Genomic DNA, 23,510 nt, shown 5'->3' with positions numbered 1-23,510 from the left:
GGATCACCAATCCTCGTTGTCGGGCGCACCCGTCCAGAACATGATGCGGGTCCGCCCGATGGTCAGGCTGTTCCCGTCGAGCAGGGTAGCGGCCGGGACCTGGTGGCCCTCGACGAAGAGACCGTTGGTCGAGCCGAGGTCCGTCGCGATCACACCGTCCGGCGTGACCCGGATCTCGAGATGTCGACGGGAGACGCCCGGGTCGTCGACCACGATGTCGGCCTCGGACCCACGCCCGATGACCGTCACGGGCCCGGTGAGCAGGTACCGCTGCCCGTCGATGTCGACCAGGGGGTGACGGGCGCTGGGCGCCGAGCTCGTCGCCGGCGCGACGTTCCCCCGCACGCTCGCGGACCGGAGCTGGAAGCGCCCGGTGTCCAGGGAGTCCTCCTGCTCGAACGACACGCTCACGGGGCCGACGAACGCGTAGTGCTGCGACGCCGCGTGCTCCGTCACGTTGGCAGCGAGCTCGTCGGCGAGCGACTCCGCCCCCCAGCCCTCGACCTGCGCGTAGTCGTCCGGCGACAGCTCGATGGTGAACTGGTTGGGCACGACCGTCCGGTCGCGGTCCACGACCGCGGCCCGGTCGTCGACCTCACGACGCAACGCGCTCGCCAGCTCGACGGGCTTGACCTCGCTGCGCCCGACCTTGAAGGCGTTGTTGACGACGCGTTCGACGCCCTTCTCGAAACGATCCAGGACTCCCATGCCACCTCCTCCCTCATCGACGTTGCTTCGACCGGGTACACGGTCCCCGGGCAGACTACCTAGATCGTAACGACCCGGGGCCTCGCCGAGCCGGTGATCGGCTGAAGTGGACGGGGAGATCAGGGGGAGATCGGGTGCCGCGGGCGTGAGGCGGCCGCCGGAGCGGGGTACTGTTCTCTCTGGTGCAGCACCGGGCTCCGGCTCAGGTGGGGCGCCGGTGGAAGACCTCCTGGAGGTGGCTCGACGACCGATGCAGGTCTGGGTCGGCTCTCGTGATAATCTTCTGCGGCACGCGCGAGTGGCGGAATGGCAGACGCGCTAGCTTCAGGTGCTAGTGTCCGAAAGGGCGTGGGGGTTCAAGTCCCCCCTCGCGCACGTGAGGGCTGTTTCCTTGGAACAGCCCATGTTGTAACGAATCTCCTGTCCGGAGTTATCCGGGCGGGAGATTCGTCGTTTCAGGGGGGCCTCGGTGGCTGTGGCCGAGTGGATCGAGCGTGGTGTTGCCGCTCGGAGGGTGCTGTTGCCCCGGTTCTGCTGGGACGCGGGTGTTTCGGGGCGCGTTGATGTGGTCGAGGTCTGGCGGCTGGTGACGTGGTCGCGGTCTAGAGGCTTGGCGGGGTCAGGGGCCGCGGGTGCGATAGATCCAGTCGGGTTCGTGGCGGTGGGGTTTCTCGTCGAGCTCGATCTGCCAGGGGTCGGGTAGTCCGCGTTCGATGTATCAGTGGTGCAGGTGGCGCATGTTGTAGCCGGCGAACGCCCAGGGTGAGCATGAACGTGGTGGCGGTGTGGCCGAAGACGCGTAGATAGCCGTGGTTCATGCTGGTGGTGTTGTAGCGGATGTTGCCGAAGAGGCCTTCGATCAGGCTGCGTCGTGCGAAGGACAGGGCTCAGGTGGTCGACCGCCAGGGTAGGTGCTGTCGGTCGCGCGCCCGCAGGGTGTCGGGAACCGTGAGCGTGACTCCGCAGCCACACGGCACGCCCCTGGTGCAGTCGGTCGTCGGTACTGCCGGGCCCAGGCGCATGGTGGCGGGCGTGTTCGGGCAGCGCACGTGCCCGGCGAGAGCGGGGCCCTTGAGGCGTTGGGTTCCCCGGGGGTCGTCGTGGCGGCTGTGCGGGACAAGGCGGAAGGGCGCGCGGGCGTCGAACTGTTCGTGGATGAGCGCCTTGTCGGCGGCTGTGTCGGTGGGGTTGGGTGGCTCGAGGTCGCGGAGGGCCTGTGGGAGCGCGCTGGAGTAGAGGTGGCCGTCCTGCCAGATCGTTCCTGCTCTCGGTCCAGGGCGGGTGCCTCGCTGGGAGATGTGGAGGTCCATGACGAGGCGGATGCTCCGGTCGCGCAGCGGGTGGGCGAGGTTTTCCGCGCTGGCGGTCGTGTAGCCGCGGTCCAGAAGGACCTCGTCGGCTCGGTGCCGCGTGGCGTGGAAGGCGTCCAGGAGGTTGAGCGCTGCGGGGGCTGAGCCTCGTGACCCGGGACGCACGGCGATCCCGAGGGCCAGCTGGGGTATCGGTTCTCCCCCGACTGATGGGCAGCCGGTGATCGCGTGGGTCGAGTACCCATGGAACCGGGACGTGGGACGTCGGTCGGTCGAGGTGCGATATCCCCATGCGGCGTCGTGGTCCGCGGACCAGTAGGTGTCGCCGTTCTCGTCGATCGAACGGTGTCCTGGGCGTGCATGGCTCTCGAAGTCGGTGCTGTCTATGGCGACCGTCGTGGGAATCGGCACGGTGGCGGGGATGCTGGTCAAGATCATCCGCACAGCGAACTCGTCCAGGTTCGCCGCGATGCAGTAGCACGTGGGCGGACAGGGCCAGACGTCGCCCGTGCGCGGGTCGGCTTCCAGCTCGTGGTTGTGCACGGAGCAGGTGCCGGACTCGATCTCTCGGAGAAGGGCTCGATATCCGCTGTAGAGGCGGGTGTACTTCATGGCGCAGCTGATCGGGAAGCCCAGCTTGAGGCACTGTGACTTCGTCAGGATCTTCAGTTCAGCGGCGATGTCGGTGAAGAGAAGGCGTTCGGGTGCCTTCAGGCAATGGAAGACGATCGCCGCGAGGACTGCTTCGACGGGGTAGAGACGTCTGCGGCCCTTGGTCCGGTGGGTCGCGGCCACCAGTCGGAGTGCTTCGGGTGAGTGCGCGTACGCGTAGGCGCGACGAAGTCGTTGATTGACGGTGAGCGGGATCTGGTGCGCACGGACGGTGCTGGCCTTTGGTGAAGGACGCTGGGCTGTCGCCAGTGCGAGGCTCATCGGCGGGTCAGTTCCTCGAACAGGCTCTCTTCATTGATCGGTGGCAGGTAGGTCATGAGGTGACCGAACGTCTTCCAGGACGTCACCCCCGCCATCTGGGCGAGACCGTTGAGGTGGACCCGGCGCTTCAGGTGCTGCAGCAGCCAGGTGGCGCGCAGCCGATGGGCCTTGAGGTCAGGGCAGTCCGGCGGAAGGTCGATGTCCTCGAGCAGATGCCCAAGGGGTGCGCGGTCCCATCCCTTGGCGACGAACCCGAGGATCGACGAGCCGGGATCCTCGACGCGGATTCGATCGAGGGTGACGTCGTGGGGCGGGCTCACAGGGACAAGGCGAGCTCGATCACCAGGGATCCTCAGGCACAGGCGCCCATGTCGTTCGACGAGGTCATCGGTCATGGCCGACCGTGCTTCGCGCGGGTAGACGCCGGCCCCGAGCCCGAGGGCCAGGAGAGCGCTCAAGCGGCGCGCTGCAGCGCCGTGCGTTGATGTGCGGCGACCTCAAGCAGACGAGCGACCTCCGTGTAGGGGACGATCGCATAGTCCCCGCGCAGACGCTGAGCTCGCGGTGGCCACGGGAGGTCGTTGACCTGTTGGATGCGCTCGATCTGGGTGGTGAGGCGGTCGAGGAGTCGGAAGTTACCGGCGGTGATGTGGGCGATCGTCGCCAGGGCTGTGGCGTGGGCGACGGGGTCGTGGTCTTGGGTCGGTTCGGCGGGTAGGCGGGTAGGCGTGTGGTGAGGATCTGCCGCCGAATCCCTTCACTCGATCGCCCGCCGGCAAGTATCGTCGGCACAACGCGAGGCGGATGACCCGAGCCGCCGTACGATCTGGCGCGCACCGACGCGACGTCACAAGGGGGCAGCACTTGAGCGACACCGATTCCGCCACCAGTACCGGCGCGGACGCGCGGGTGCTGCTGAGCACCTGGGCGAACGACAACGACGAGTGGGTCCGAGCTATCGTGCGCCCGGTACTGAGCACCGGTCGGGCGCTGGTGGGCTCCGACGTTGACGACGTCTACGCCCTGTTCCGCCAGGAGAAGGCTCTCGACGCCCGTACGTTGCCGAAGGAGCCGCCCTTGGCGGTCGCGGCGTCTCCGGCAGAGTCCGATGAGGTCCTGCGCATCACTTCGTTGTCAGAGATCACGGGCGTCAATGCGCTCGTCTCGGGCGCCGTGATCACCCCGCATGAGGGCCTGACGATCCTCTACGGCGAGAACGGCACCGGCAAGACCGGGTACTCCCGGTTGTTCAAGACCCTCGCTGCCAGTCGGACCGCGGACCAGATCCTCGGCGACGTCTCCCAGGCGAGCGCCTCCGCACAGGGCGCCCTGATCGCCTACAATCTCGGCGAGATCGAGCACAGGTTCCGCTGGTCCGGCGAGACCGGCGGCGTGGCGCCGTTCACCCGCATGTCGATCTTCGACAGCCCGTCGGTCAACGCTCACGTCGACGCCGACCTCGAATACGTCTACGTGCCCGCGAGCCTGGCGTTGTTCAACCACGTGAACGCCGGTATCCAGGCCGTCGAGGCGCGGATCGTCGCGGACCTCGCAGCCCTCGCGACCGGCGCGTCGGCGCTGCTGTCATGTCGATGAGCGCATCGCCGTACTGCAGAAGGCCGTTGCTGCGTTGGAAGCCGGCACGCTGTCGGCAACCATCAAGGCCCAGCAGCGAGTCTCCCGGGTGCTGACGCAGGCGACCTTGGTCGCGGCGGGGATCGAGGCGTTCGACGTCGACGCGTACAACACCACGCGGACCATCATGGCGGCCCTCGAGATCGACTACGCGCTCGTCCGCACGGAGCTGTTTGAGGCAGCCGACCTTCCCGCGGCCCCCGACGACACGTGGAAGACGTTCGTCGAGGTCGGTGAGTCCTATCGGCAGCACCTCGTCACCGCCGGCGCCCATGACGAGAACCGTTGCCTGTACTGCCGTCAGCCGCTCGGCGAGCGGGCCCAGGAGCTTGTTGCCAAGTACGCCGACTACCTCGCGGACAAGATCGGCGCCGACATCGCCGAGTCGAGGAAGTCGCTCGCCGCGGCGACGGCGGCGGTCGCGAGCATCAATGCGCCCGAGGTGACCGCATGGGTCACCGAGCTGGCCGACCAGACTGAGAGGCCGGACTTCTACGCGCACGTCGCCTCCATCGTGTCCGTGCTAGACGGGGTCAAGGCGAGCACCAGTAGCGGCACCGCTGTCGATCCGGAGCTCACCGCCCGGGTCGCGGCGGCTCATGCCGTGCTGACGGTGCGTCTCGCTGAGGTCGACGGCGAGGTCAAGGTACTCGAGTCCGAAGACGCCAACCGCGCGGAGGCGCTGCAGTCCAGGCGCCGCGAGCTCGTCGAGCTCACGGCCGCGGCCGAGGTCGGACGGTCGTGGACCGTGATCAACACGCAAGTGAAGAACGCCAAGGAGGCTGACCGGCTCAGGGTCCTCGCGCGACCGGCGCTTGCGCTGCGCCGCGCCGTCACGGCGCTGTCGAAGATCGCGAGCGACGCGCTCATCAACCAGTGCTTTGCTGCCTACTTTGCCGAGGAGTGTGGGTCTCTGCGTGCTCCGTCGCTGAAGGTCGAGTACATCGGGCGGGACGGCAGCGCGAAGCGCCGCAAGGTCCTGGTATCTTCGACGACCCCGTCTCCAGCCTGGACCACCGCCGCATCAACGAGGTCGCCGCACGGATCGCGAATCTGGCGCAGAGCGCCCAGGTCATAGTTTTCACGCATGACCTCGCGTTCACAATGACCCTCCTGCACCTGATGGAGCCATCCAAGCGCTGCGCGTACTTCCAGATCGACGATGAGGAGGGCAAGGGGCGGGTCACCCGGTCCAGCCACCCGCGATGGGACACCATGAGCGGCCTCAAGAAGAACATCAACGAGACTATCGCCGCAGCGCGTGCCGAGGAGGGGCAGGCCCGCGCTGCTCTGGTTCGTACCGGCTACGGCTGGCTCCGCTCCTGGTGCGAGGTGTTCACGGAGACCGAGCTGCTCCAAGGCGTGACGCAGCGGCATCATCCCGCTGTTCACATGACACAGCTCGGGAAGATCAAGAGCGGGGCACTGCCTGCCGCGATCGGCCCGGTAGTCCGAATCTTCGAAGAGGCATGCCGCTACATCGACTCCCACTCCCAGCCGCTGACGGTTCTCAACGTCGCGCCGACACTCGCGGGGCCTCGATGCGCACTGGGCGGAGCTGCAGGTCACCCGGGATACCTACCTTCGTGCCGACGACTAGGGCGTGTCTCCTAGCCGCTCGTGGACAAGATGATGGCCCATGGGAATGCGGAGCGCGTGAGTGCGTGGCGCTGATCGACTACGGACCCGCTAGGCGAGAGGCTCACGTTTCCGTGCCTGCTGGCGCCGGGACCCGCCTGGGGCTGGGCGGTTGAACCCTGCCGCGGCTACCTAAGAACTCAGATGCCTTGCTAATATCTTAGTGGTGTGCTCTACTTCTTAGGAAGCCAGATAAGAGTTGTTCAACAAGGGAGAGTCCTCGTGACCATCAACACTGACCTGCTCGGGTTCGACACCTCAGGTGTCACCGGACACAAGGACGTCGACCGCTATGTTGCCGTCAAGACCCGGCAGGGCAGCCGGGTCGTCTACACCCTGCAGCTGGCGCTGCACGACGTTCCACGGGTCCTGCCCGTGCCGGACCCGAACCGGCCCACGCCCGGCAACCGGAAGGTCAGCCCTGAGCACGCTCACAAGTTCGGGATCTATCTCATGACCAGGCCGGAGTGGGTCGCTCCGCCGCTGTTGGTACGAGACTCTGGGTCTGTGCAGTTCGAGGAACAGGTCCCGCTGCCCGACGGGAGCGTCCTTGGTCAGCTGTTGGTCCCCCGCAACAGTCGGGCCGTGGTGAAGATCATCGACGGACAGCACCGCGTTCTCGGGATCGACGACGCAGTGAACGAGCTCGACACCAAAATTGCCGATGTTCAGGACGACCTTGCTCGCGGCGACGCTGACGTGGCCGAGAAATTGCGCGCTGACCTCGACGCCCTCCTCACCCTGCGCCAGCGGTTCGCTGATGAGCACATCGCTGTCCAGATCTACGTGGAGGCGCGGCCGCAGGCCTACGAACAGATGTTCTTCGATGTCGCCGACAACGCCCTGGGCATCAACCAGGCTGTCAAGGTCCGTTTCGACAGTCGCAAGGTTGTCAACCGGGCGCTGCCCGAGGTGCTCAAGCACGCGCTGCTGAAGAACCGAGTCGACATGGAGCAGGACCGCATCGTCAGCAACAACCCGAACCTGCTCGGAGCCAAGCACGTCGCAGACATCATCCGCGCCGTCAACGTCGGTGTCACGGGGCGCGTCACCGAACGCCGCGAGGGACAGCTCGACGAGAGCACACTCATCGAGAACACTGAGACGTTCCTCGGAGCCCTGCTCAACGGCTTTGGCGCGCTTGGTGAACTCACTGACGAGCGCATCACCCCCCCACAGCTGCGCTCCCGCAGCTTGCTCGGGTCGATCACGATGCTCCGTGTGCTGGCTGGTGCCTTCCACGACCTCTACGTGCTCGGTGATGTGTCGGAAGACGAGATCGTCGACTACTTCGCTACTCTCAGCCCACACATGAGCGCTCCGGTGCTCAAGAACAGCATCTGGTGGACCACCGAAGACTTCGCCGAGGGCGCCAACGGCCCCAACGCCCGCACCCAGAACCTCAGGCACCTCACCAGCAAGATCGTCAGCTGGCACAGTGACGGGCTCCCTGCTGTCGAGAGCATCTCCTAACGGCCAAGCGCCGGAGGCCGGACCAGGACGACGAGGAGAAGTCATGACTCTGCAGTACCGGATGATCGTAGAAGACACGCCTGTATCGCTACTAGACAGGGCAACGGATAGCTTCTCGGCCTGGCTCAAGCGCAAGTCTAGCCAACTGGAGTTGCCACCACCCGGGGTGCCTCTCCTCGTCGGGGGGGTGGAGGTCAGCACCGACCAAGTTGAGGATGAGCACCTATCGCTGCGCCGCCATGTGCTGTCCGAGGACCTGAACAACGGCCGCTGGACTACGACACTCACCGCGATCACGACGTCGACCCAACAGGGATGGCTCTGGGTCGACCTCGAGTGGGTCTGCGATGACCCCTGGGGCAAGACGCCTGATGTCGGGGTTCCCGCGCTGGTCCGACTGCTGTTAGCCGGTAAGACCGCCCACGTTGGCAATACTCCCCTGCCGCCCTCGCCAATCGTCATCCCCCCCGAGGCTGTTGATTCGCTGATCCAAGTACTCAAGGATCCCGCTAGGGCAGTGCCCGTCGTCGTCCTGAGTCGCGACCACGTCGTGACCCCCGCCGTGAGCCTGCACCGGGCGGAGGCACTGACACGAGAACTGCTTGGCGTGGCACCGGTATACGTCTTGGTGGGCAGCGCGACCAGTGAGCTCAACAGCAAGCTCGACGTGGGTCTGCACGTCGTTGGTGGTGCAGCCCGCACTTACTTGCCGGGCACTGGCTTTGGCGGGTCTCCGATGCGGCGACACCGTGTGCTTGGCGGATCGCACCTGCGCGAGGACCTCCAGGGCTCGTCACTCCTTCTCGCCGAACCGTTGCGCCGTCAGGCCCTGGCAACTCCGCCGCCTGCCGTCTATCGGGACCATGGTCGTCTGCTCCTGCGGCGTCTTAGCTCAGGCGTCGATGAAGATGCTCTGCTCAACGATGTGCTAATCGCAGAGCAGGCGGTCGAGGAGGCCCGTGCCGAAGCGAAGCAGCTGCGCGAAGAGCTTGAATGGCAGGCTATGGCAGACGCCGACACCGAGCGCACGCTGCATCAGGCACAGGGCAGGCTTCGGTGGCTGGAGTCCTTGCTGGCCGAGCAGGGCCGCCACGTCCAGGGAACGGCGACACCAGACCAGAACGACATTGACATCACTGGCTTTGAGGAACTGCTCATTGCTGCCTCGCGCCTGACGCACGTCGAGCTCGGCAAGGTCGTCACGGGTGCTCTTGCGCTTGATCAGTACCCCCAAGCAGAGAGTTGGGCGCGCAAGGCTTGGCGAAGCTTGGTTGCCCTCGATGAGTACGCTCGGGCCCGAGCGGGGGGCTGGTCCGGCGACTTCCGGGCTTGGTGCATCGAGCCAGCCGATTCGAACGCCGCAGTGGTCCCTGGCGGCTGGGTGGCGCTACGCGAGAGCGACTCCGTCAACGACAACCCCAAGTATCGCGATCCCCGAACCTTCCCCGTCCCCGAGGGGGTCAACAAGAGCGGCCAGATCTACATGCCCGCCCACATCAAGATCGTCGAAGGCGGCCGACCGGCTCCTCGCCTGCACTTCCACGATGGCACGTCAGGGGCGACTCAGAAGATCCACGTCGGTTACCTCGGCCCTCACCTGCCCAATGACCAGACCAACTGACCCGACTCGTCGGCGGTGACCGTCATGCGCCTACCGCTGTGAGGGGGGCGCGCCGCCGAAGCATCAGCTGTGTTATTGACGACCGTCCACGAGACACCTGCGGTGGCCGGGCTGCAGTTCGGCGGGTCGTGTCCTATCGCCGGTGTCCGAGACCTCTGCCCCGTGAGGAAGGTCGGAGTCACGACCGTACGACTTATGATCAGGCACCTACACGGGGTGGGCTTTGTCGACCGGGGTTCAGTATCGTTGTCGAAGTTCCGCCCCAAGGAGGCCGGGCCGGACTGCTGAGCGAAACGTGAAGGTGCCATGACCTGGCTGTACACCTATGAGAACGAGTCCAACGGAGGACGATTCTATGCTGGCATCGGCGAGAATGTAGCCCGTGCGTGGCAGCCTCACAACCCGGAAGCGGAGGCGCTGCGTGATGACCCGAGGACGGTCATCCTGCGGACCGCCACCCGCTTCTCCACTCGTAAGGATGCCCTCATGGCAGAGGCGATTGCTATCCACGTCGCCTCGTTCTTCGGAGCTCGCGTAATTCTCGGCACGTCCGACGGCGAACAGATTCTTCGAGAGAGTGACTCGCTACAAGGAATCGTCACGAACATTTCTGGAACGGTCCAGACCAAGCACTTGGTTTCTGCCCTGCCAATCCAGGAGGGCGCCCCGCCCGTCCGGTACTCGCATCTCATCGGCGCTGCGATCGTGATGACTACCCTCGAGGAACTCGACGAACGACCCGCAGTCAGCGGCGCAAGTACGTTTGACGCCCTCGCGGAGCGTGCATCCCAGTTCTGGCGCCTGCGGCGGCGAGTAGACGCGGCCACCAGTACCAGTACTTGGCCGATTCGGCTAATCCTCGTCTCCAAGGGGCACCATGTCATCCTGGGCGACTGGGATCTCGCTGACGGGGCCCAGTCGATGCGTGTGCTGGGGGCCGGGGAATCCCAGCCGAATGGCAACGGCTGGTGTGCGTTTAGACTCGCGCGCCCGCGGTGGAAGATCGAGGACGGCATCGTTATTGGGGATGTTGGTCGCACGCTCGAGTTTGACACTGCTTACGGCCCGAAGAACCTTCAGGGATCGGTCGCGGGCTGGAGCGAAGATCTGCGCATCACCTGGGGTATGGCCCCCTAGCCAGTCTCTAGACGGCTCTCAGGCTCATGGAATCGGGTAGTCGACGCTCCTGAGTTGTCGGTTCGGCCCCAGCTCTAAGTGCCGCGAGAAGGGTTCCAACTCAGTTCCGAGGCGCGTCCGGAAGGTCACGGCCAGATGATCCTGGCTGAGACCTTCTGTGGTGGGAGTAGTCTCGCTGGGAGGCCGCAACTGGGGACCAGGGCGATTGGACCCTCCTCCAGGTCGACGGGCGACCTGGAGGCTTGGCGTAGCGCATGCGGCGACTGATCAATTGATTGAGTGCGAGGGTGCTAGCAATGCGACTGGATAGGGGGTGCTAGTTGCTATTTGAAACGCGAGTCGAGTCATGTGAGTCGTGATGAATATTTGCGTCTTCGTCAGAATGAATTAGCTGCACAAGATCCGCGGCCAGCAATCCAATTCCATTGGCCTCGTGTTGAGTAACTGCCCCGGCATCCTCTCCGCCTGCAAAGCGATCGGAGTCATACCAAACGTTCACGAGCTGATCGAATAGGGCGCGCGCATGGTCTCGCACTCGCTTAGTTGGGTGACCCCACATGATCCCGCGTACGGCATCTAGAACTTGGGCGTGGCTTTCTAGAATGCTGCGTTCTGTCGACGGGAAGAAAAAGACGCCAACCTCTTCCCAGTGGATGTCGTATGACACCTTGTCAAAATAGAGCACGACGGATTCGGCCGCAGGGAGAAATGTGCTTCGAGCCTCGTCGTGCGCGGCCTCCCGTCGGAGTTTTGCCTCGTGGCTTTCTATCTGTCTTTGGAGTGTCATAGCATGCATTTGCTCGTTAGATTGAACAACGAGTGCGTTGCGATTTAGGGTGCGGCTTGAGATTGCAGAGGCGGCCCAGCTGATGAGTGCAGAACCCAGGCTTGACCCAAGGATCAGTACTGCCCAATCGGTGGGCGTCATCCGAATTTGTCTCCTCTACTACCCTACGAGTCCTGGCCCCCGACCGGAGCCGGGGCCAGCGTGAAGTCGGCACGAAAGCTGTGACAGCGGGACGCATTTTGCCGGGCCGGTCGCCTTTCATTGGACCTATACCGGCACATCCCCGAGAATCGGTAGGGTAGCGCACCCAGCGTTCTGATGCCACGCCCCAAGTGCCACGCCTGATGACCCGTCAGGTGGCGGCTCGTCGCGCCGCAATCCGGAACCTGTGCGCCTCAAGCTTCTTGTGCTTCTAGCGTATTCCGTCAGCCCATTGACGGCGCTGTGGTGGTATCGGATGACTGGCAAGCCGTCTCTCGCGGGTTCTGCTCGAGCTTGGTCCTCTGCCGTACGGTCACGATCCGGTGACTCTGCTGGGTCCGCACGGCCCGTTCGGTGCTGGTCATCAAGGATCCAGGCGCAGTCACTCACCGCGAAGTGCCAGCCTGCTCGGGGCATCGACATGAGCGCCAACGGCTGTGCCTGACGCGCTCTTCCAGGTGTGCCTGGGCGAGTCCTGGACCTCGCATCGCTGCGGGTCGGCACCATTGCGAACCCCCCACGTGAGAAGGGCTTCGGCTTTCGAGCCGGTTCGCCTTCGGGAAGTCCCGGTCAGGTTCTCCTGGCCGGGGTCTTTTTTCGTCCGCGGGTCAGTGCGGAGCGGGTTGATCTCCTCCGCCTGGTGGTCCGCGGCGGTGTCGCCGCAGAGACCGGGTGCTTCTGCCGAGGGGTCGGCTGTCCGCGGGTTCGTTCAGCTGCTTGGCCCAGGCGTCGGGTTCGTCGTGCCGGGTGTGCCAGCGGTGAAGCTCGATGGTGTTGTGGGCGGCGAGGTAGATCGCGAGGAGCAACGCGGTGGCATGCCGTTCAAGGATCTGGATGAAGCCGCGGTTGAGGTTGGCATCGGTGAAGCGGATGTGGGCGTTGAAGGTCTCGGCGTAGGTGCGCCTGTTGTAGGAGATGGCCCAAGCTGTCGACTGCCAGGGCAAGGTCTGGCGGTCGCGCTCGTGGGTGCTGTCCGCGACGGTGACGGTGATCCCGCAGCCGCAGGGCGTGCCGGCCCGGCACGTCGTCGTGGGGGAGATGGGCGCCGAGCCGCATCGTCGCGGGGTTGTTCGGGCAGCGAAGTCGTCCGCCGAGGCCGGGGCCATTGAAGCGTTGGGTGCTCGCGCGGTCGTCGTGGCGGGCGTGGGGGATGAACCGGTAGGGCTCGCGGGCGTCGAAGACCTCACGGGTTCGGGCCTTGACGTCCGAGGACTATCCGACACGCGGTGGTTCGAGGTGGCGCAACGGTGTAGGGAGCGCGGTGGTGTAGATGTGGCCGTCGAGCCAGATCGTCCCGGGTGCAGGGCCTGGTGAAGGGCAGAGGGTGCCCGAACCCGCGAGGCGTAGTAGCCCGACTCGGAACAGCCCAGTACGCGCCCGGCGGGCTGAACTGGCAACCTTTCACCGGCCATCACCGCGATCGCTTCGAACCGCCTTTGGGGGCGCCACCCTCCCCAGCAGCTCGCTCCCACGCCGATGGATCGCCAGCTCGGTCTCGAGTTCGGCGATCCGCTTGCTGGCCGCGCTCAGCTCGGCCTTCTCGCCACTCGTCAGGCCTGGCTCGAGGCCCTTGTCGATGCGGTTCTGGCGGCGCCAGGCGTAGATCGTCTGCTCACTGAACTTCAGATCGCGCCCCACGTCCGCGACCTTGCGACCGGACTCGAGCAGGTCCAACACCTTGCGCCGGTACTCCGGCGGATACCCACGACGTCCCACGAGGACCCTCCTACAGGGCCAGGTGGCACAAGAATCCAGTAATCCGACCCCACGGAACGCGGGACACACCAGAGCTCTACGGAAGCCAGGGCGGTTCAGTGGGACATCTCCGAGCACCCCACCCGGCAGGGCAGGCACTACATCTGCGCGATCAAGGACGTCTACTTCGGGCGGATCGTGGGCTACTCCATCGCTGCGCGGATCAAGTCATCCCTGGCGATGGCCGCGATGCGCAACGCGATCGCGCTGCGCTCACCGGACGGGACCATCTGCCACTCCGACCGAGGCGGGCAGTTCCGAGCCAGGAAGGTGCAGCGCCTGGTGAAGAACCACCACCTGGTCGGGTCGATGGGGCGTCCTACGGCGCCGGAGACAACGCCAGCATGGAGAGCTCCTTCTCCCTGCTGCAGGGAAACGTCCTGGACACCCGACGCAGAGACACCCGCGAGGCCCTACGCCTGGCGATCGTGACCCGGATCGAGACGAGTACAACCGTCGCCGCCGTCAACGCCGCCTCGGCAGACTTAACCCGGTCGAGTTTGAGACTATCTACACGGCCGCAGAAGCGGCCTGATGACCGCACCCCCGAACGTCAACCAGACCGGGGGCAGACCCGTGCGCCGTCCCGGATACGTGTCACGCGGCTGGCACAGGTGGAGGGGTTCAGAAAATGCCGATTCGTCTGAGTGAGATTCGGTCCCACGAGGGAAGCCAAGCCAGAGCCTGGGAGGAACTGGCCTACCAGTTGCGTCCACCGGTCTCGTCTGGGCATGCGGAGACGCGTAAGACTCGTGCGCCCGACGCTGGAGTCGAGTGGTACGAGGTCTATGCCGATGGACACACGGAAGGGTTCCAAGCCAAGTTCCATGCCTCGCTCGCCGATGCATTGAGTGGGATGAAGGAGTCCGTCCTCGCAGTCTGCGAGAAGCGGCCCGAATTGACGCGGCTGACATTCGTGGTTCCTTACGACTTCACTGATAGCGGGGCAGGGAAGACCAAGACAGACCAGGATCGATGGGATGACGCAGTTGCTGGCTGGCAGCGGACCGTCGAGGGTGCCGACAAGATCGAGTTCCGAACGATTCGCGCCGGTGACGTCTTGGCACAACTGGCGACCTCGCGGAACGCCGGTCGGTGTGCCTTCTGGTTCGGACACTTCGAGCTGTCGCCAGAGTGGTTCGAGAAGCAGGTCGCCGAGACAGTTGCTGTTGTCGGAGATCGGTACACCCCGACGGCCGACACGGACGTTATCGCCAATAGCGCCGTCGAGGCTGCCGCTGCCGGGAACCGGTTCCTCAATTCCCTCCGATCGCTAATCGACATCGCCCTCTATGCAGGACGGCGAGATACGGGCATGTGGGGGTCGACGTCCGGGCGGGCCGCGGAACTTCTGAACCAGCTCGCTGAATTTCGAGCAGTGCTGACCGAGGGCGTCGCAGCAACGGGATCGCGGCTGTCCACGTCCGACTTCGACGTCAAGTCAGGCTGTCAGGTCGTCGATGACTTGCTCACGTGTGCGGCGGAGGCTGCTACTCAACTTGATCAGTTCAATGACCGCCCACTGCGGCACGCGTCCGAGAAGCTCCACGAGTTGCGCGAACTTCTTGGTTCCCGGGTCTCGGAGGCGTACACCTCGCGCACGCTCGCGCTCGTCGGCACGGCTGGAAGCGGAAAGACCCATGCATTGGTGCGTGCAGCGGTCGAGCTTCAACTTGAGGGATCCCCTGTCATTGTGATCGTCGGGCAGAGACTCGGCGATGCCGCATGGTGGCCAGAATTCAAAGCGGTGCTTGGAGTTGAGGCGCAGTCTGCTGAAGTCTTTCTGCAAGAGCTCGACTCACTTGCAGAGGCGAGGGGGCGGCGCGCTGTTCTTCTCGTCGACGCACTGAACGAATCTCAGGAACCGCGCAGATGGCGGACCGAGCTCAAGGCGTTGCTAGCTCAATCTAAGATGTATCCAAACGTGGCTGTTGTGGTCTCGTACCGCAGCGACTACTCGTCGGTCATTGAACCGCCTGGCTCCTTGCCAGTGATTACCCACGGAGGCTTCGTTGGCAGGGAGGGCCAGGCACTCGCGGCCTACTGCCGAGTGTTCGGGGTCCCGGTGCCGGCGAGGTCGTCCTTCGACCCAGCCTTTTCCAGCCCGCTTTTCCTGCGCATGTTCTGTGAGGTACTAGCCGCGGACGGCCCGGGAGCCGCAGAGAGTCTCACTCGATCGACTCTGTTTGGTCGCTTCGCCACCGTTCGTGCAGCCCGGGTGATCGATGCGCTGCGCCTTGCCCCATCCAGTAACGTGGTTGCTGACGCGATGGTCTTGCTTGCCGACAAACTCCTTGCAGCAGGTGGGCGCCCAATCTCGAGGGCGGACGTCGAGAGCGCCGTCGACATGCTTCTCCCAAGTCGACACTGGCCAGACACACTGTTCGGCCGAATGCATAGCGAGGGCCTGATCGAGATCCGCCCATCCTTCTCCGGCGAAGAGTCCGTGACCCTGCCATTCCAGGCGTATTCAGAGCATGTCCTTGCCAACCGCTTGCTCGACTCTCTCGGTGGTCCTAGCGAACTCGCCGACAGCGTGTGCGACGTGCCCTGGCTTTGGCGGGCGCTTGCGGTTCTCTTGCCCGAACGTCACTCTGTCGAACTGGTTGACCTCCTCCCTGACGTCACGGCAAATCACCGCCTAAATGAAGCCGTTCGCGACGGTCTCTTGGATCGGACGGTTGAGGCATTCGGAGAACGTGCCTTCGAACTCCTTGAAAATCGGATCTTCGGCGAGTTCGATGAACGGGTCGACGGCGTGGACATCATGATCGCGCTCGGGCCGCGCCTCGGTCACCCTGCGAACGCGCGATGGCTCCACGAAAGGCTCAGGGCTCAGGTCCTGGCCGAACGTGACGCGTCCTGGTCGGTTGCTGCCTACACGGCCGACGAATACTCACCGTCGCTGGCCCGGTTGCAAAGCTGGGCTCCACGGATCGGGCAGGAGGTTGGGACCGACGAAGCTGAGCTTTCTGCTATCACCCTGATGTGGCTACTCACGTCGCCGAACAGATTCCTGCGCGACAAGGTCACGAGGACACTCACCGGTCTGCTATCGAAGAGGCTCTCGGTGGCAGCAAGGCTGATCACGTTGGCAGTTGAGGTCGACGACCCATACCTCCAAGAGCGAGTTCTTCTATCCTGCTACGGCGCGCTGATGATCGCCGGAGACTCCGATCGTGACGGAAGCGCGGGAACAATTGATGCTTTGTCATCCTGGCTGCTGACGGGCCTTCCTGTGCACGTCCTCGCCCGCGACAGTGCCCGTGGTATGGCCGCTTGGGCCGAGGCCCGGGGAATCCTCACGAAGGAAGAGAAGCGTGCGTTCGACCCGCCTTATGGCGCTGCTCCTCCCGAGGAGCCGCCGACGGCGAAGGAACTCAAAGCGGCCCACGGTTGCCTCAAGGACGCGTTTGGAACCTTCACAGATTGGCGCGCTAACACGATCCTCATGTCTTGCCTTACATGGATGGGCGACTTCAACAAGTACGTCGTGAGAAGTGACGTCGGATCGTTCAGTCGCTATCCGCTCAGCGGTGCGCGGCCCCCACGTAAGCACGGCGATCCGCTTGGCAGCGTTGAGGCAGATTGGGCGGGGCGATGGATCGCCAACCGCGCGATTGGCCACGGTTGGACCGCGGAGCGGTTCGCAGAGTTCGAGCGCGAAAATCGTTCCGACCGCGGACGAGAAGGCCACAAGCCTGAGCGCTTCGGGAAGAAGTACCAGTGGCTCGCGCTTCACGAGCTGCTTGCGCGGCTCGCAGACAATTATCACCTCGCTCGAGAACCGTGGTCCGCGGACGAAGAGAGATACGAGGGGCCATGGGCTTGGTACGGAAGAGACCTGGATCCGAGCATTCCACCTCGTGCCGCCACTGATCCGCCGCAACACCTTGTGTTGACACACGCGCCAGATGGAACTTGGGCTCTCCTCCCCAGCCCTGCGCTTGACGCTGCCGGGACGCCCGATAGTTGGGTCGCCGAGACGGCGGACCTCGCTTCGGCGAGACAAGTGTTCATGCCGACAGATCGAGCCGGACGCAACTGGATCGCATTGCAGAGGTACTCGACCTGGGGCCGCGATAACGCCCAGCGAATTGGCATGACCAAGCGTGAGCGGGACGTCTTCTATTTGCAGTTCTCTTGGCTGGTTCCTCGAGGCGATGGTCTGGGCCTCCTCGATCTGTTCCGGGAACACGGCCTGTCGGGTCGTTGGATGGACGACCATAGTCGTACCCATGGGCGCTACCTCGGAGAACTCGCCTGGTCGCCGGTTGCCAAGGCAGTGGCCGCGACCGAGACAGTCGAATATCGTCACGAGCGGCTAGTCGAAGCCGGGCTCGCGCCACGACCGGCAGTCGAAAAGTACCTGTGGGAAGGGAATGTGCTCGACTGCTCAATCGACGAGAGCATCGACTTCTATGTGCCAGCCGACGAAGTCCTTGGATCGGCTGCGTGGGACGGAGTCGGTGCGCGATGGGCCGAGGGCGGCACGACTGTGGCCCAGGCTGTTGAGGTTCCGGATGCCGAAAGCGGCCAGGTAGTGCTCCTCGCTGAATCAGAGTGGCTGCGCCAGAGACTGGCGGATCTCGACTGTGACCTCGTGATCGGCGTCCTGGGTGAGCGGCATGCACTTCCGATGGACGATCACGACTACCGGAAGATGGCATTCTCCGATTTCTGGTACGGGGCAGTCGTGGGCTCCGAGCCCATCTCGGATGAACTCGTCGGACCAATTCTAGATATACGTCGATCTGTCGACGACAGGTAGCGCGCGGGGCAGACCCGTGTCTCGTGGTACGGGTCTCTTTAGAAAGAGCACGTGGCGCTCCACCACCAGAGCCTGGACTACCTGCGGTTCCTGTGCAATCACGCCTCGGGCGACCTCGACCCTTGCCTCATCAGGGGCTGGTGCACGTTCCGCTAGGTCAAGCAGAACTGGCTCTGCCCCGTTGCGCTGCGACGAGAGCGCTGTCGGAGGCGTCGCGCAGATCGGCGGCCGACTTGATGCCCACCCGTTCCGACATGTAGGTGCGGGACTTCGGTGCGCCGAGATGTCGCATCCGGCGCGCAGGTGTGCCTCGAGGCCGGATCAGGGTGTGCCTGAAGGTCCGCAGGGTCACAAGTTGTTCCAGGCCACAGCGTTTCGGAAACCCCCACGTGATGTACGAAAGGCCCCGGATCGTCGATCCGGGGCCTTCGTCGTACCTGGCGGTCTGCTGCCCGCCATGTTCCGTCCTGGTGGGCGTCAGCCGAACACGTGGTGGTAGAACTGCCCCACCCAGTCGGCGAACTCGGGGCTGACGTTGAGCTCCTCGTCGACCGAGTACTTGCTGAAGACGCCGTTCACCACGGTCGGGTCCTCGGCCGTGAACCACGGGCCCCCGCTGCCTCCGGCGGTGAGGTTGTCCTCCTTCGTGACGGTCGACGGGAAGGTGTCCGCGACGCGCCGTCCGAGGCTGTGCCACATGTGCTCGCCGTCGAACGGGAACCGGGGGGTCGGGCGGGCCGGGTAGCCCGTGTTGTCCCAGGGGGTGCTGGTGCTCCCCCACCGGACGCCGGCCGTGCCGACGACGTCGCCGACGCCTCGTCCGTCGCCGTCGGGGGCGACGACGCACAGCCCGAGGTCCCACGCGGAGGACTCGTCCGTGGTCCACGCGCTGGGCCACACCGACCGTGTGACGTCCCACTTCTCGTAGGGGGCCGCGCCTGCTGCGTAGGCGGGGACGAAGACGATGTTGGTCGCCTGGTTGCCGCCGAGGACGAGGCAGTGCGCGGCGGTCATGATGCCGAAGCGGTGGACGACGACGGCCGACGCCGTGTGCCGCTTGCCGTCCATGACGAAGAAGAGCTTGCCGACGGTCCGCTCGGGGAAGGACTGGGGGTCCCTGACCCGGGAGGTCTGGGCCGCGCCGAGCAGGTCGAGCCGACCGCCCTCGGACGAGGCCGTGCCGGAGATCGTTCCGCCTGCGCCGGTCGAGGTGACGTCGGTGACCGCCAGGGAGTCCCGGTCGATCGTGACCGAGCGGTCGAGCGGTTCGGCCTCCTCCATCCGCTCGGGGGTCCAGTAGTCGGTGCCCTCGGCGTCGGTCGCGTGGAGCGCGCGGGCGACGTCGTCGGACTCGACGAACTCCGGCTCGTGCGTCGCGGTCAGCGCCCACGGGCCGGCCGGGTACAGGTTGGCGTCGACCGTGTACCAGACGATCGTCCAGCTGCAGCCGCGGTCGTAGTCGCTCTTGACGTAGACGTTGCCGTTGTTGCGGCCGATGATCGTGGCGCTGCGCTTCTGCCAGTCGCCGCCGTTGTCGGTCCGGTTGCAGATCACGTCCCACCCGACGATCACCTTGGAGGTGTCGCGGAACGTGAACACGTTCTCCCGCCACCCGATCTTCCAGTCGGCCGAGTAGTTCTGGGTGACGCTGGCCACGTCGATGCCCGGGGCGTCGCCGCGCTGGAACCCGTAGCCCCAGCGGACGCGGCCCTTGTCGGCGTCGAAGTTCTCGCCTTCGGCCGGCTCGGTCTTCGACGCGGCGACGACCTGGGTGTAGAACGTCTGGCGGTTGGCGACGACGTCGAGCTCGCCGAGGAGCCGCTTGGTGTCCGCGGTGAACGCCTCGATCCGGGGCTGGTCGGTCGGGAGCGACGACTGGTAGGCCTCGAGGTCCTTCTCGAGCCTGCGGAACGGGTCGTCGACGAGTTTCTTGCCGAACTCGGGGCAGGTCTTGACGCGGCTCCGGGCGAGCCAGAACTGGCCGTAGAGGTAGCCGACCTGCGAGAAGACGTCGGGGCTGATGGGCACCTCGCCCGAGATCGACGTGTCGATCATGCGGTAGGCCATGAGGTAGGACTCGAGCGGGGCGGGCGTCTGGGCCCCGTTGAACCAGGGCAGGAGCGTCGAGACGATCGTCTCGGCCGTCCACGTCGATCCCGACGGCGGGTCGGGGAAGCTGCCCTTGACCCCGCGTGCCGTGATGTGGATGCTGACGTTCGCGCCGTGCTCCGAGGCGACCTTCTCGAACTTCGAGCTTCCCTCGGTGCTGAACACCTGGGGGACCTCGGCGGCCACGGCCGCCGAGAACTTCGTGCGTTGCTCGGTGCTCGTGAACCGGCACTGGTAGGTGACGTACAGCGAGGAGCCTGAACGGTAGCCGGCGACGAAGTAGTCGCCGTACTTCTCGCGGAAGCCGGGTCCGGGCTGGACCGCGAGCTCGTACGACGGGGCGAGCGAGTACTGGCCGTCCTCGACGGACACCTCGGCGACGAGGGTCACCGCGAGGTCGGAGACGGCGAGCTCGTCGAGGAACGAGGTGCTGGCGCTGACCGTGATGCCCTCGATGTTGTACGAGCCCTTCAGCGAGGCGCTGATGAGGGTCTGGACGTCGCTCTCCGCCTGGATGAACGAGTACATGAACTCGGGGTTCTGGGTCGTGCTGGGCGTGACGGTGAACGGCTTGACGGCCGAGGCGCGGAGCTGGCCGGTCACGGCGTCGACGCCGAGGCCCGGCTTGTAGCTCGGCTGCCAGGGCTGGCCGACGACCGTGGTGTTGAGGAGCGTGGTCGGTTGCGTGTTCGATACCTGTCTCATCATCGATCCCCTTGCGTGTTCGAGTGACTACGGATGGTCGTGCTCAGCTCGTCATCGATGCATCACCGGTCCCCTGGTCCGGGTGGGTGCGAGGGCCTCGTCGTCGCCGCCTCCGAGGGGGCGGTGATGCGGGAGCCTCGCGCACGTCGTCGTGCGTTCCTCACTCTGCTCGACGGCGTCAGGTGTCGTCCTCACCAGAATTGGTGAACTGTGCCGGGGCGTCGTGGAGCCAGGTCATGTGGCCGGAGCGACGGGCGACGGCCACCGCCTCGAGCTGGGACCGCACCTGGAGCTTGGTCAGGATCGACTTGATGTGGCTGCGGATCGTGTGGGTCGAGAGGTAGCGCTGGTTGCTCATCTGCGCCGCGCTGAAGCCGGCGATCATGCCGCGCAGGACGCCGCTCTCGGCGGCGGTCAGGCGGCCCAGGTCGACGCTCTCGTCGCGTCGCCGCTGCAGCGTGCGGGAGAACGCGACGGCCTCGTGCTCGGTCCGGCCGGGCGTCAGGTGCGCCCTCTCGACGAGCCGGAGCAGCGAGAGCAGGGACGCGGACTGGTTGAGGACCGTGGCGCCCCGCCCGTGCAGCGTGAGGAGGACCGACACGGATCGCACCGAGCCGACGCAGACGCAGGTCGTGAGCGACCCGGACGTGGGCAGGCCCATCCGGGGGTTGCCGTCGTCGTCCTCGATGACGACGACCGCCCTCGTCCGCAGGTGCGTGGGGTCGGCTCGGGAGACGGTGAGCAGGTCGGCCGTCCACCCGCGGGCCACGAGCCCGGCGTGGAGCGCGGGACCGAGGGCGGTCCCGTGCGGCGCGAGGACCGTGATGCTCGGCCGCGAGTTCTCCACGGTCGTCTTTCTGGCACGGGTCGTGAGGGTCGGCAACCGCGGGCCGGGCCTGTCTCGGGGGACCCGCGCCGTCATACCTAGATCTGCTAGGTTAGTTACCCCTAGCAGTCCTAGGTATTGGAGCACCATGCACATCGACAAGGACCTCGTCGCCGCCTCGGCCACGCCGCTCGTCCTCGGCATCCTCGCAGACGGGGAGTCGTACGGCTACGCGATCGTCCGACGCGTCAACGAGCTCTCGGGCGGTCACATGCAGTGGACCGACGGAATGCTCTACCCCCTGCTCCACCGGCTCGAACGCCTCGGGTTCGTCGAGGCGACGTGGGGGGTGTCCGACGTCGGGCGGCGGCGCAAGCACTACGCCCTGACGCCCGCGGGCCACGAGGCGCTCGCCGAGCGCCGCGCGCAGTGGCAGGTCGTCGCCGACGCGCTCCAGCAGGTGTGGAAGGACATGGGCGCCGTCCAGCCTCCCCGCGCCGTGGCCGAGGGGTGGGCATGATGGCCGGCACCCCGGAGCTCGAGGCCCAGATCGACCAGTGGCGCAGCTACGTCCAGCGCCGTCAGGCCATCTCGACCGCTGACGTCGACGAGATGGAGGACCACCTGCGCGAGCAGGTCGCCGACCTGACCGCGACGGGCCTCGACGACGACGAGGCATTCCTGGTGGCCGTCAAGCGCATGGGCAACCTGGATGAGGTCTCGCGCGAGTTCGCCCGCGAGCACTCGGACCGGCTGTGGAAGCAGCTCGTGCTCGTCCCGGACGCCGGCACCACAGGTCGGGACGGTCGGTCGTGGCGCGAGCTCGCCGTCGTCCTGGCGCTCGCGGTCGGCGCCGGCGTCGCGGTCAAGCTCGCGTCCGAGGTCATCGGCGACGAGACGGTCCTGATGCGCAACGTCAGTCTGCTGGTCCTCCCGTTCCTCGCGGGCTACTTCGCCTGGAAGCGCCGCCTCACGTGGGGCGTGGGCGTGATGCTCCTGGTCCCGTTCGCCGTGCTCGCGGTCGTGCTCAACGTCTACCCGTTCGAGGCCGACGGCTCGACCCTGCTCCTCGCCGCCCTGCACGCCCCCGTCGTCCTGTGGGCGCTCGTAGGGATCGCGTACGTCGGCGGGCGCTGGCGCTCGGACAGCGGACGCATGGACTTCGCCCGGTTCACGGGCGAGCTCGCGATCTACTTCACGCTCCTGGCCCTGGGCGGCGGCGTCCTGCTCGGCCTCACGTTCGGGACCCTGAACCTCGTGGGGATCGACCCCGAGCCGTTCTTCGAGGGCTGGGTCCTGCCCTTCGCCGTGCCCGGGGCGCTCGTCGTCGCGGCCTGGCTCGTCGAGGCCAAGCAGAACGTCGTGGAGAACATCGCCCCCGTCCTGACCCGCGTGTTCACCCCGCTGACGATCGTCATGCTGCTGGTCCTGTTCGTGGTCCTCGCGACCGCTGGCTCCCTGCTCGACACCGACCGCGGGCTCCTCATCCTCATGGACGCGATCCTGGTCCTCGTCCTGTGCCTGCTGCTCTACTCGGTCTCCGCACGCGACCCGCTCTCGCCGCCCCACCTGTTCGACGCGCTCCTGCTCGCCCTGGTCGTCGCGGCGTTCGCGGTCGACGCGGTCGCCCTCACCGCGATGCTGACCCGCATCGCCGAGTTCGGGTTCAGCCCCAACAAGGTCGCGGCACTGGGGCTCAACCTCCTGCTGCTCGTGCACCTCGTGGGGTCTGCCCTGCTCCTGACCGGATTCCTGCGCGGACGGCGCCCGTTCGCCGCCCTCGGGCGCTGGCAGACGCAGTTCCTGCCGGTGTACGCCGTGTGGGCGGCGGTCGTGGTCGTGGTGTTCCCGCCGGTCTTCGGGTTCGTCTGACCGGTGCCCCGACGGCGCAGGGCGACCCC

Annotated in this window: 17 protein-coding genes, 1 tRNA gene and 1 pseudogene; 11 read left to right on the top strand and 8 right to left on the bottom strand. The window is 65.8% G+C overall.

Annotated elements, in window-relative coordinates:
- Positions 1-3 precede the first annotated feature (3 nt).
- On the bottom strand, positions 4-708 hold the full coding sequence (locus ACFRCR_RS03010; protein WP_138826978.1) for a DUF3662 and FHA domain-containing protein: 705 nt from the start codon (positions 706-708) through the stop codon (positions 4-6).
- A 292-nt stretch (positions 709-1,000) separates the two neighbouring features.
- Between ACFRCR_RS03010 and ACFRCR_RS03005 the strand changes: the two genes are divergently transcribed.
- Positions 1,001-1,083 (top strand) — tRNA-Leu (locus ACFRCR_RS03005).
- A gap of 512 nt (positions 1,084-1,595) precedes the next feature.
- Here ACFRCR_RS03005 and ACFRCR_RS03000 read toward each other — a convergent pair.
- Both ACFRCR_RS03000 and ACFRCR_RS02995 read right to left on the bottom strand, forming a co-directional pair.
- A complete protein-coding gene (locus ACFRCR_RS03000) occupies positions 1,596-2,813 on the bottom strand; it encodes a hypothetical protein (protein WP_377675468.1) in 1,218 nt (405 codons plus the stop codon).
- Positions 2,814-2,947: 134 nt separating this feature from the next.
- Positions 2,948-3,271 (bottom strand): hypothetical protein, encoded by a 324-nt coding sequence (locus ACFRCR_RS02995; protein ID WP_377675466.1) that lies wholly within the window; start codon positions 3,269-3,271, stop codon positions 2,948-2,950.
- A gap of 544 nt (positions 3,272-3,815) precedes the next feature.
- Here ACFRCR_RS02995 and ACFRCR_RS02990 point away from each other — a divergent pair.
- The 6 genes from ACFRCR_RS02990 (at position 3,816) to ACFRCR_RS02965 (ending at position 10,455) form a co-directional block, all read left to right on the top strand.
- Positions 3,816-4,547, top strand: coding sequence for a hypothetical protein (locus ACFRCR_RS02990; RefSeq protein ID WP_377675465.1), 732 nt, complete (start codon positions 3,816-3,818; stop codon positions 4,545-4,547).
- Positions 4,548-4,581: 34 nt separating this feature from the next.
- The gene (locus tag ACFRCR_RS02985; protein WP_377675463.1) at positions 4,582-5,664 is read left to right on the top strand and encodes a hypothetical protein; all 1,083 of its coding nucleotides are present in this window, start codon (positions 4,582-4,584) and stop codon (positions 5,662-5,664) included.
- A 26-nt stretch (positions 5,665-5,690) separates the two neighbouring features.
- Positions 5,691-6,200: a hypothetical protein gene (locus ACFRCR_RS02980; RefSeq protein WP_377675461.1), complete on the top strand. Its 510-nt coding sequence runs from the start codon at positions 5,691-5,693 to the stop codon at positions 6,198-6,200.
- 246 nt (positions 6,201-6,446) lie between these two features.
- Positions 6,447-7,697, top strand: coding sequence for a DNA sulfur modification protein DndB (locus ACFRCR_RS02975; RefSeq protein WP_377675460.1), 1,251 nt, complete (start codon positions 6,447-6,449; stop codon positions 7,695-7,697).
- A gap of 43 nt (positions 7,698-7,740) precedes the next feature.
- Entirely contained in the window at positions 7,741-9,318 is a 1,578-nt protein-coding gene (locus tag ACFRCR_RS02970) for a hypothetical protein (RefSeq protein WP_377675458.1), read from the top strand.
- Positions 9,319-9,624: 306 nt separating this feature from the next.
- Complete coding sequence (locus tag ACFRCR_RS02965; protein ID WP_377675457.1) at positions 9,625-10,455, top strand: hypothetical protein; 831 nt, start codon at positions 9,625-9,627, stop codon at positions 10,453-10,455.
- 316 nt (positions 10,456-10,771) lie between these two features.
- Here ACFRCR_RS02965 and ACFRCR_RS02960 read toward each other — a convergent pair whose 3' ends face one another.
- The 3 genes from ACFRCR_RS02960 to ACFRCR_RS02950 all read right to left on the bottom strand — a co-directional run bounded on the left by ACFRCR_RS02960 (position 10,772) and on the right by ACFRCR_RS02950 (position 13,159).
- Positions 10,772-11,383: a hypothetical protein gene (locus ACFRCR_RS02960; protein ID WP_377675455.1), complete on the bottom strand. Its 612-nt coding sequence runs from the start codon at positions 11,381-11,383 to the stop codon at positions 10,772-10,774.
- Positions 11,384-12,051: 668 nt separating this feature from the next.
- Positions 12,052-12,549 (bottom strand): hypothetical protein, encoded by a 498-nt coding sequence (locus ACFRCR_RS02955; protein ID WP_377675454.1) that lies wholly within the window; start codon positions 12,547-12,549, stop codon positions 12,052-12,054.
- Positions 12,550-12,844: 295 nt separating this feature from the next.
- A complete protein-coding gene (locus ACFRCR_RS02950) occupies positions 12,845-13,159 on the bottom strand; it encodes a transposase (RefSeq protein ID WP_377675452.1) in 315 nt (104 codons plus the stop codon).
- A 69-nt stretch (positions 13,160-13,228) separates the two neighbouring features.
- Here ACFRCR_RS02950 and ACFRCR_RS02945 point away from each other — a divergent pair.
- Positions 13,229-13,733 (top strand): annotated as a pseudogene (locus ACFRCR_RS02945) (transposase); the annotation flags it as partial.
- A 96-nt stretch (positions 13,734-13,829) separates the two neighbouring features.
- On the top strand, positions 13,830-17,969 hold the full coding sequence (locus ACFRCR_RS02940; RefSeq protein ID WP_377675451.1) for a hypothetical protein: 4,140 nt from the start codon (positions 13,830-13,832) through the stop codon (positions 17,967-17,969).
- Between the two features lie 477 nt (positions 17,970-18,446).
- Here the strand turns inward: ACFRCR_RS02940 and ACFRCR_RS02935 are convergent, their stop codons facing one another.
- Positions 18,447-20,783, bottom strand: a complete 2,337-nt coding sequence (locus ACFRCR_RS02935) for a trypsin-like serine peptidase (protein ID WP_377675449.1) — start codon at positions 20,781-20,783, stop codon at positions 18,447-18,449.
- A 178-nt stretch (positions 20,784-20,961) separates the two neighbouring features.
- On the bottom strand, positions 20,962-21,630 hold the full coding sequence (locus tag ACFRCR_RS02930) for a response regulator transcription factor (RefSeq protein WP_377675447.1): 669 nt from the start codon (positions 21,628-21,630) through the stop codon (positions 20,962-20,964).
- Between the two features lie 127 nt (positions 21,631-21,757).
- Here ACFRCR_RS02930 and ACFRCR_RS02925 point away from each other — a divergent pair, with 127 nt between their 5' ends.
- Both ACFRCR_RS02925 and ACFRCR_RS02920 read left to right on the top strand, forming a co-directional pair.
- Positions 21,758-22,129: a PadR family transcriptional regulator gene (locus ACFRCR_RS02925; protein ID WP_377675446.1), complete on the top strand. Its 372-nt coding sequence runs from the start codon at positions 21,758-21,760 to the stop codon at positions 22,127-22,129.
- Positions 22,126-23,481: a permease prefix domain 1-containing protein gene (locus ACFRCR_RS02920; protein ID WP_377675445.1), complete on the top strand. Its 1,356-nt coding sequence runs from the start codon at positions 22,126-22,128 to the stop codon at positions 23,479-23,481. Before ACFRCR_RS02925 ends, ACFRCR_RS02920 begins: the two co-directional genes overlap by 4 nt.
- The last annotated feature ends 29 nt before the right edge of the window (positions 23,482-23,510 follow it).

The sequence above is a fragment of the Oerskovia sp. NPDC056781 genome (assembly GCF_042789955.1).
Lineage (GTDB): Bacteria > Actinomycetota > Actinomycetes > Actinomycetales > Cellulomonadaceae > Oerskovia > Oerskovia rustica.
This window is presented reverse-complemented; position numbering and strand designations above follow the sequence as displayed.

Excerpts from the sequence above, each read along its gene's own strand:
- ACFRCR_RS02925 (WP_377675446.1), top strand. The coding sequence starts at position 21,758 with ATGCACATCGACAAGGACCTCGTCGCCGCCTCGGCCACGCCGCTCGTC.
- ACFRCR_RS02920 (WP_377675445.1), top strand. The coding sequence starts at position 22,126 with ATGATGGCCGGCACCCCGGAGCTCGAGGCCCAGATCGACCAGTGGCGC.
- ACFRCR_RS02970 (WP_377675458.1), top strand. The coding sequence starts at position 7,741 with ATGACTCTGCAGTACCGGATGATCGTAGAAGACACGCCTGTATCGCTA.
- ACFRCR_RS02935 (WP_377675449.1), bottom strand. The coding sequence starts at position 20,783 with ATGAGACAGGTATCGAACACGCAACCGACCACGCTCCTCAACACCACG.
- ACFRCR_RS02980 (WP_377675461.1), top strand. The coding sequence starts at position 5,691 with ATGACCCTCCTGCACCTGATGGAGCCATCCAAGCGCTGCGCGTACTTC.
- ACFRCR_RS02940 (WP_377675451.1), top strand. The coding sequence starts at position 13,830 with ATGCCGATTCGTCTGAGTGAGATTCGGTCCCACGAGGGAAGCCAAGCC.
- ACFRCR_RS02955 (WP_377675454.1), bottom strand. The coding sequence starts at position 12,549 with ATGGCCCCGGCCTCGGCGGACGACTTCGCTGCCCGAACAACCCCGCGA.
- ACFRCR_RS03010 (WP_138826978.1), bottom strand. The coding sequence starts at position 708 with ATGGGAGTCCTGGATCGTTTCGAGAAGGGCGTCGAACGCGTCGTCAAC.
- ACFRCR_RS02965 (WP_377675457.1), top strand. The coding sequence starts at position 9,625 with ATGACCTGGCTGTACACCTATGAGAACGAGTCCAACGGAGGACGATTC.
- ACFRCR_RS02960 (WP_377675455.1), bottom strand. The coding sequence starts at position 11,383 with ATGACGCCCACCGATTGGGCAGTACTGATCCTTGGGTCAAGCCTGGGT.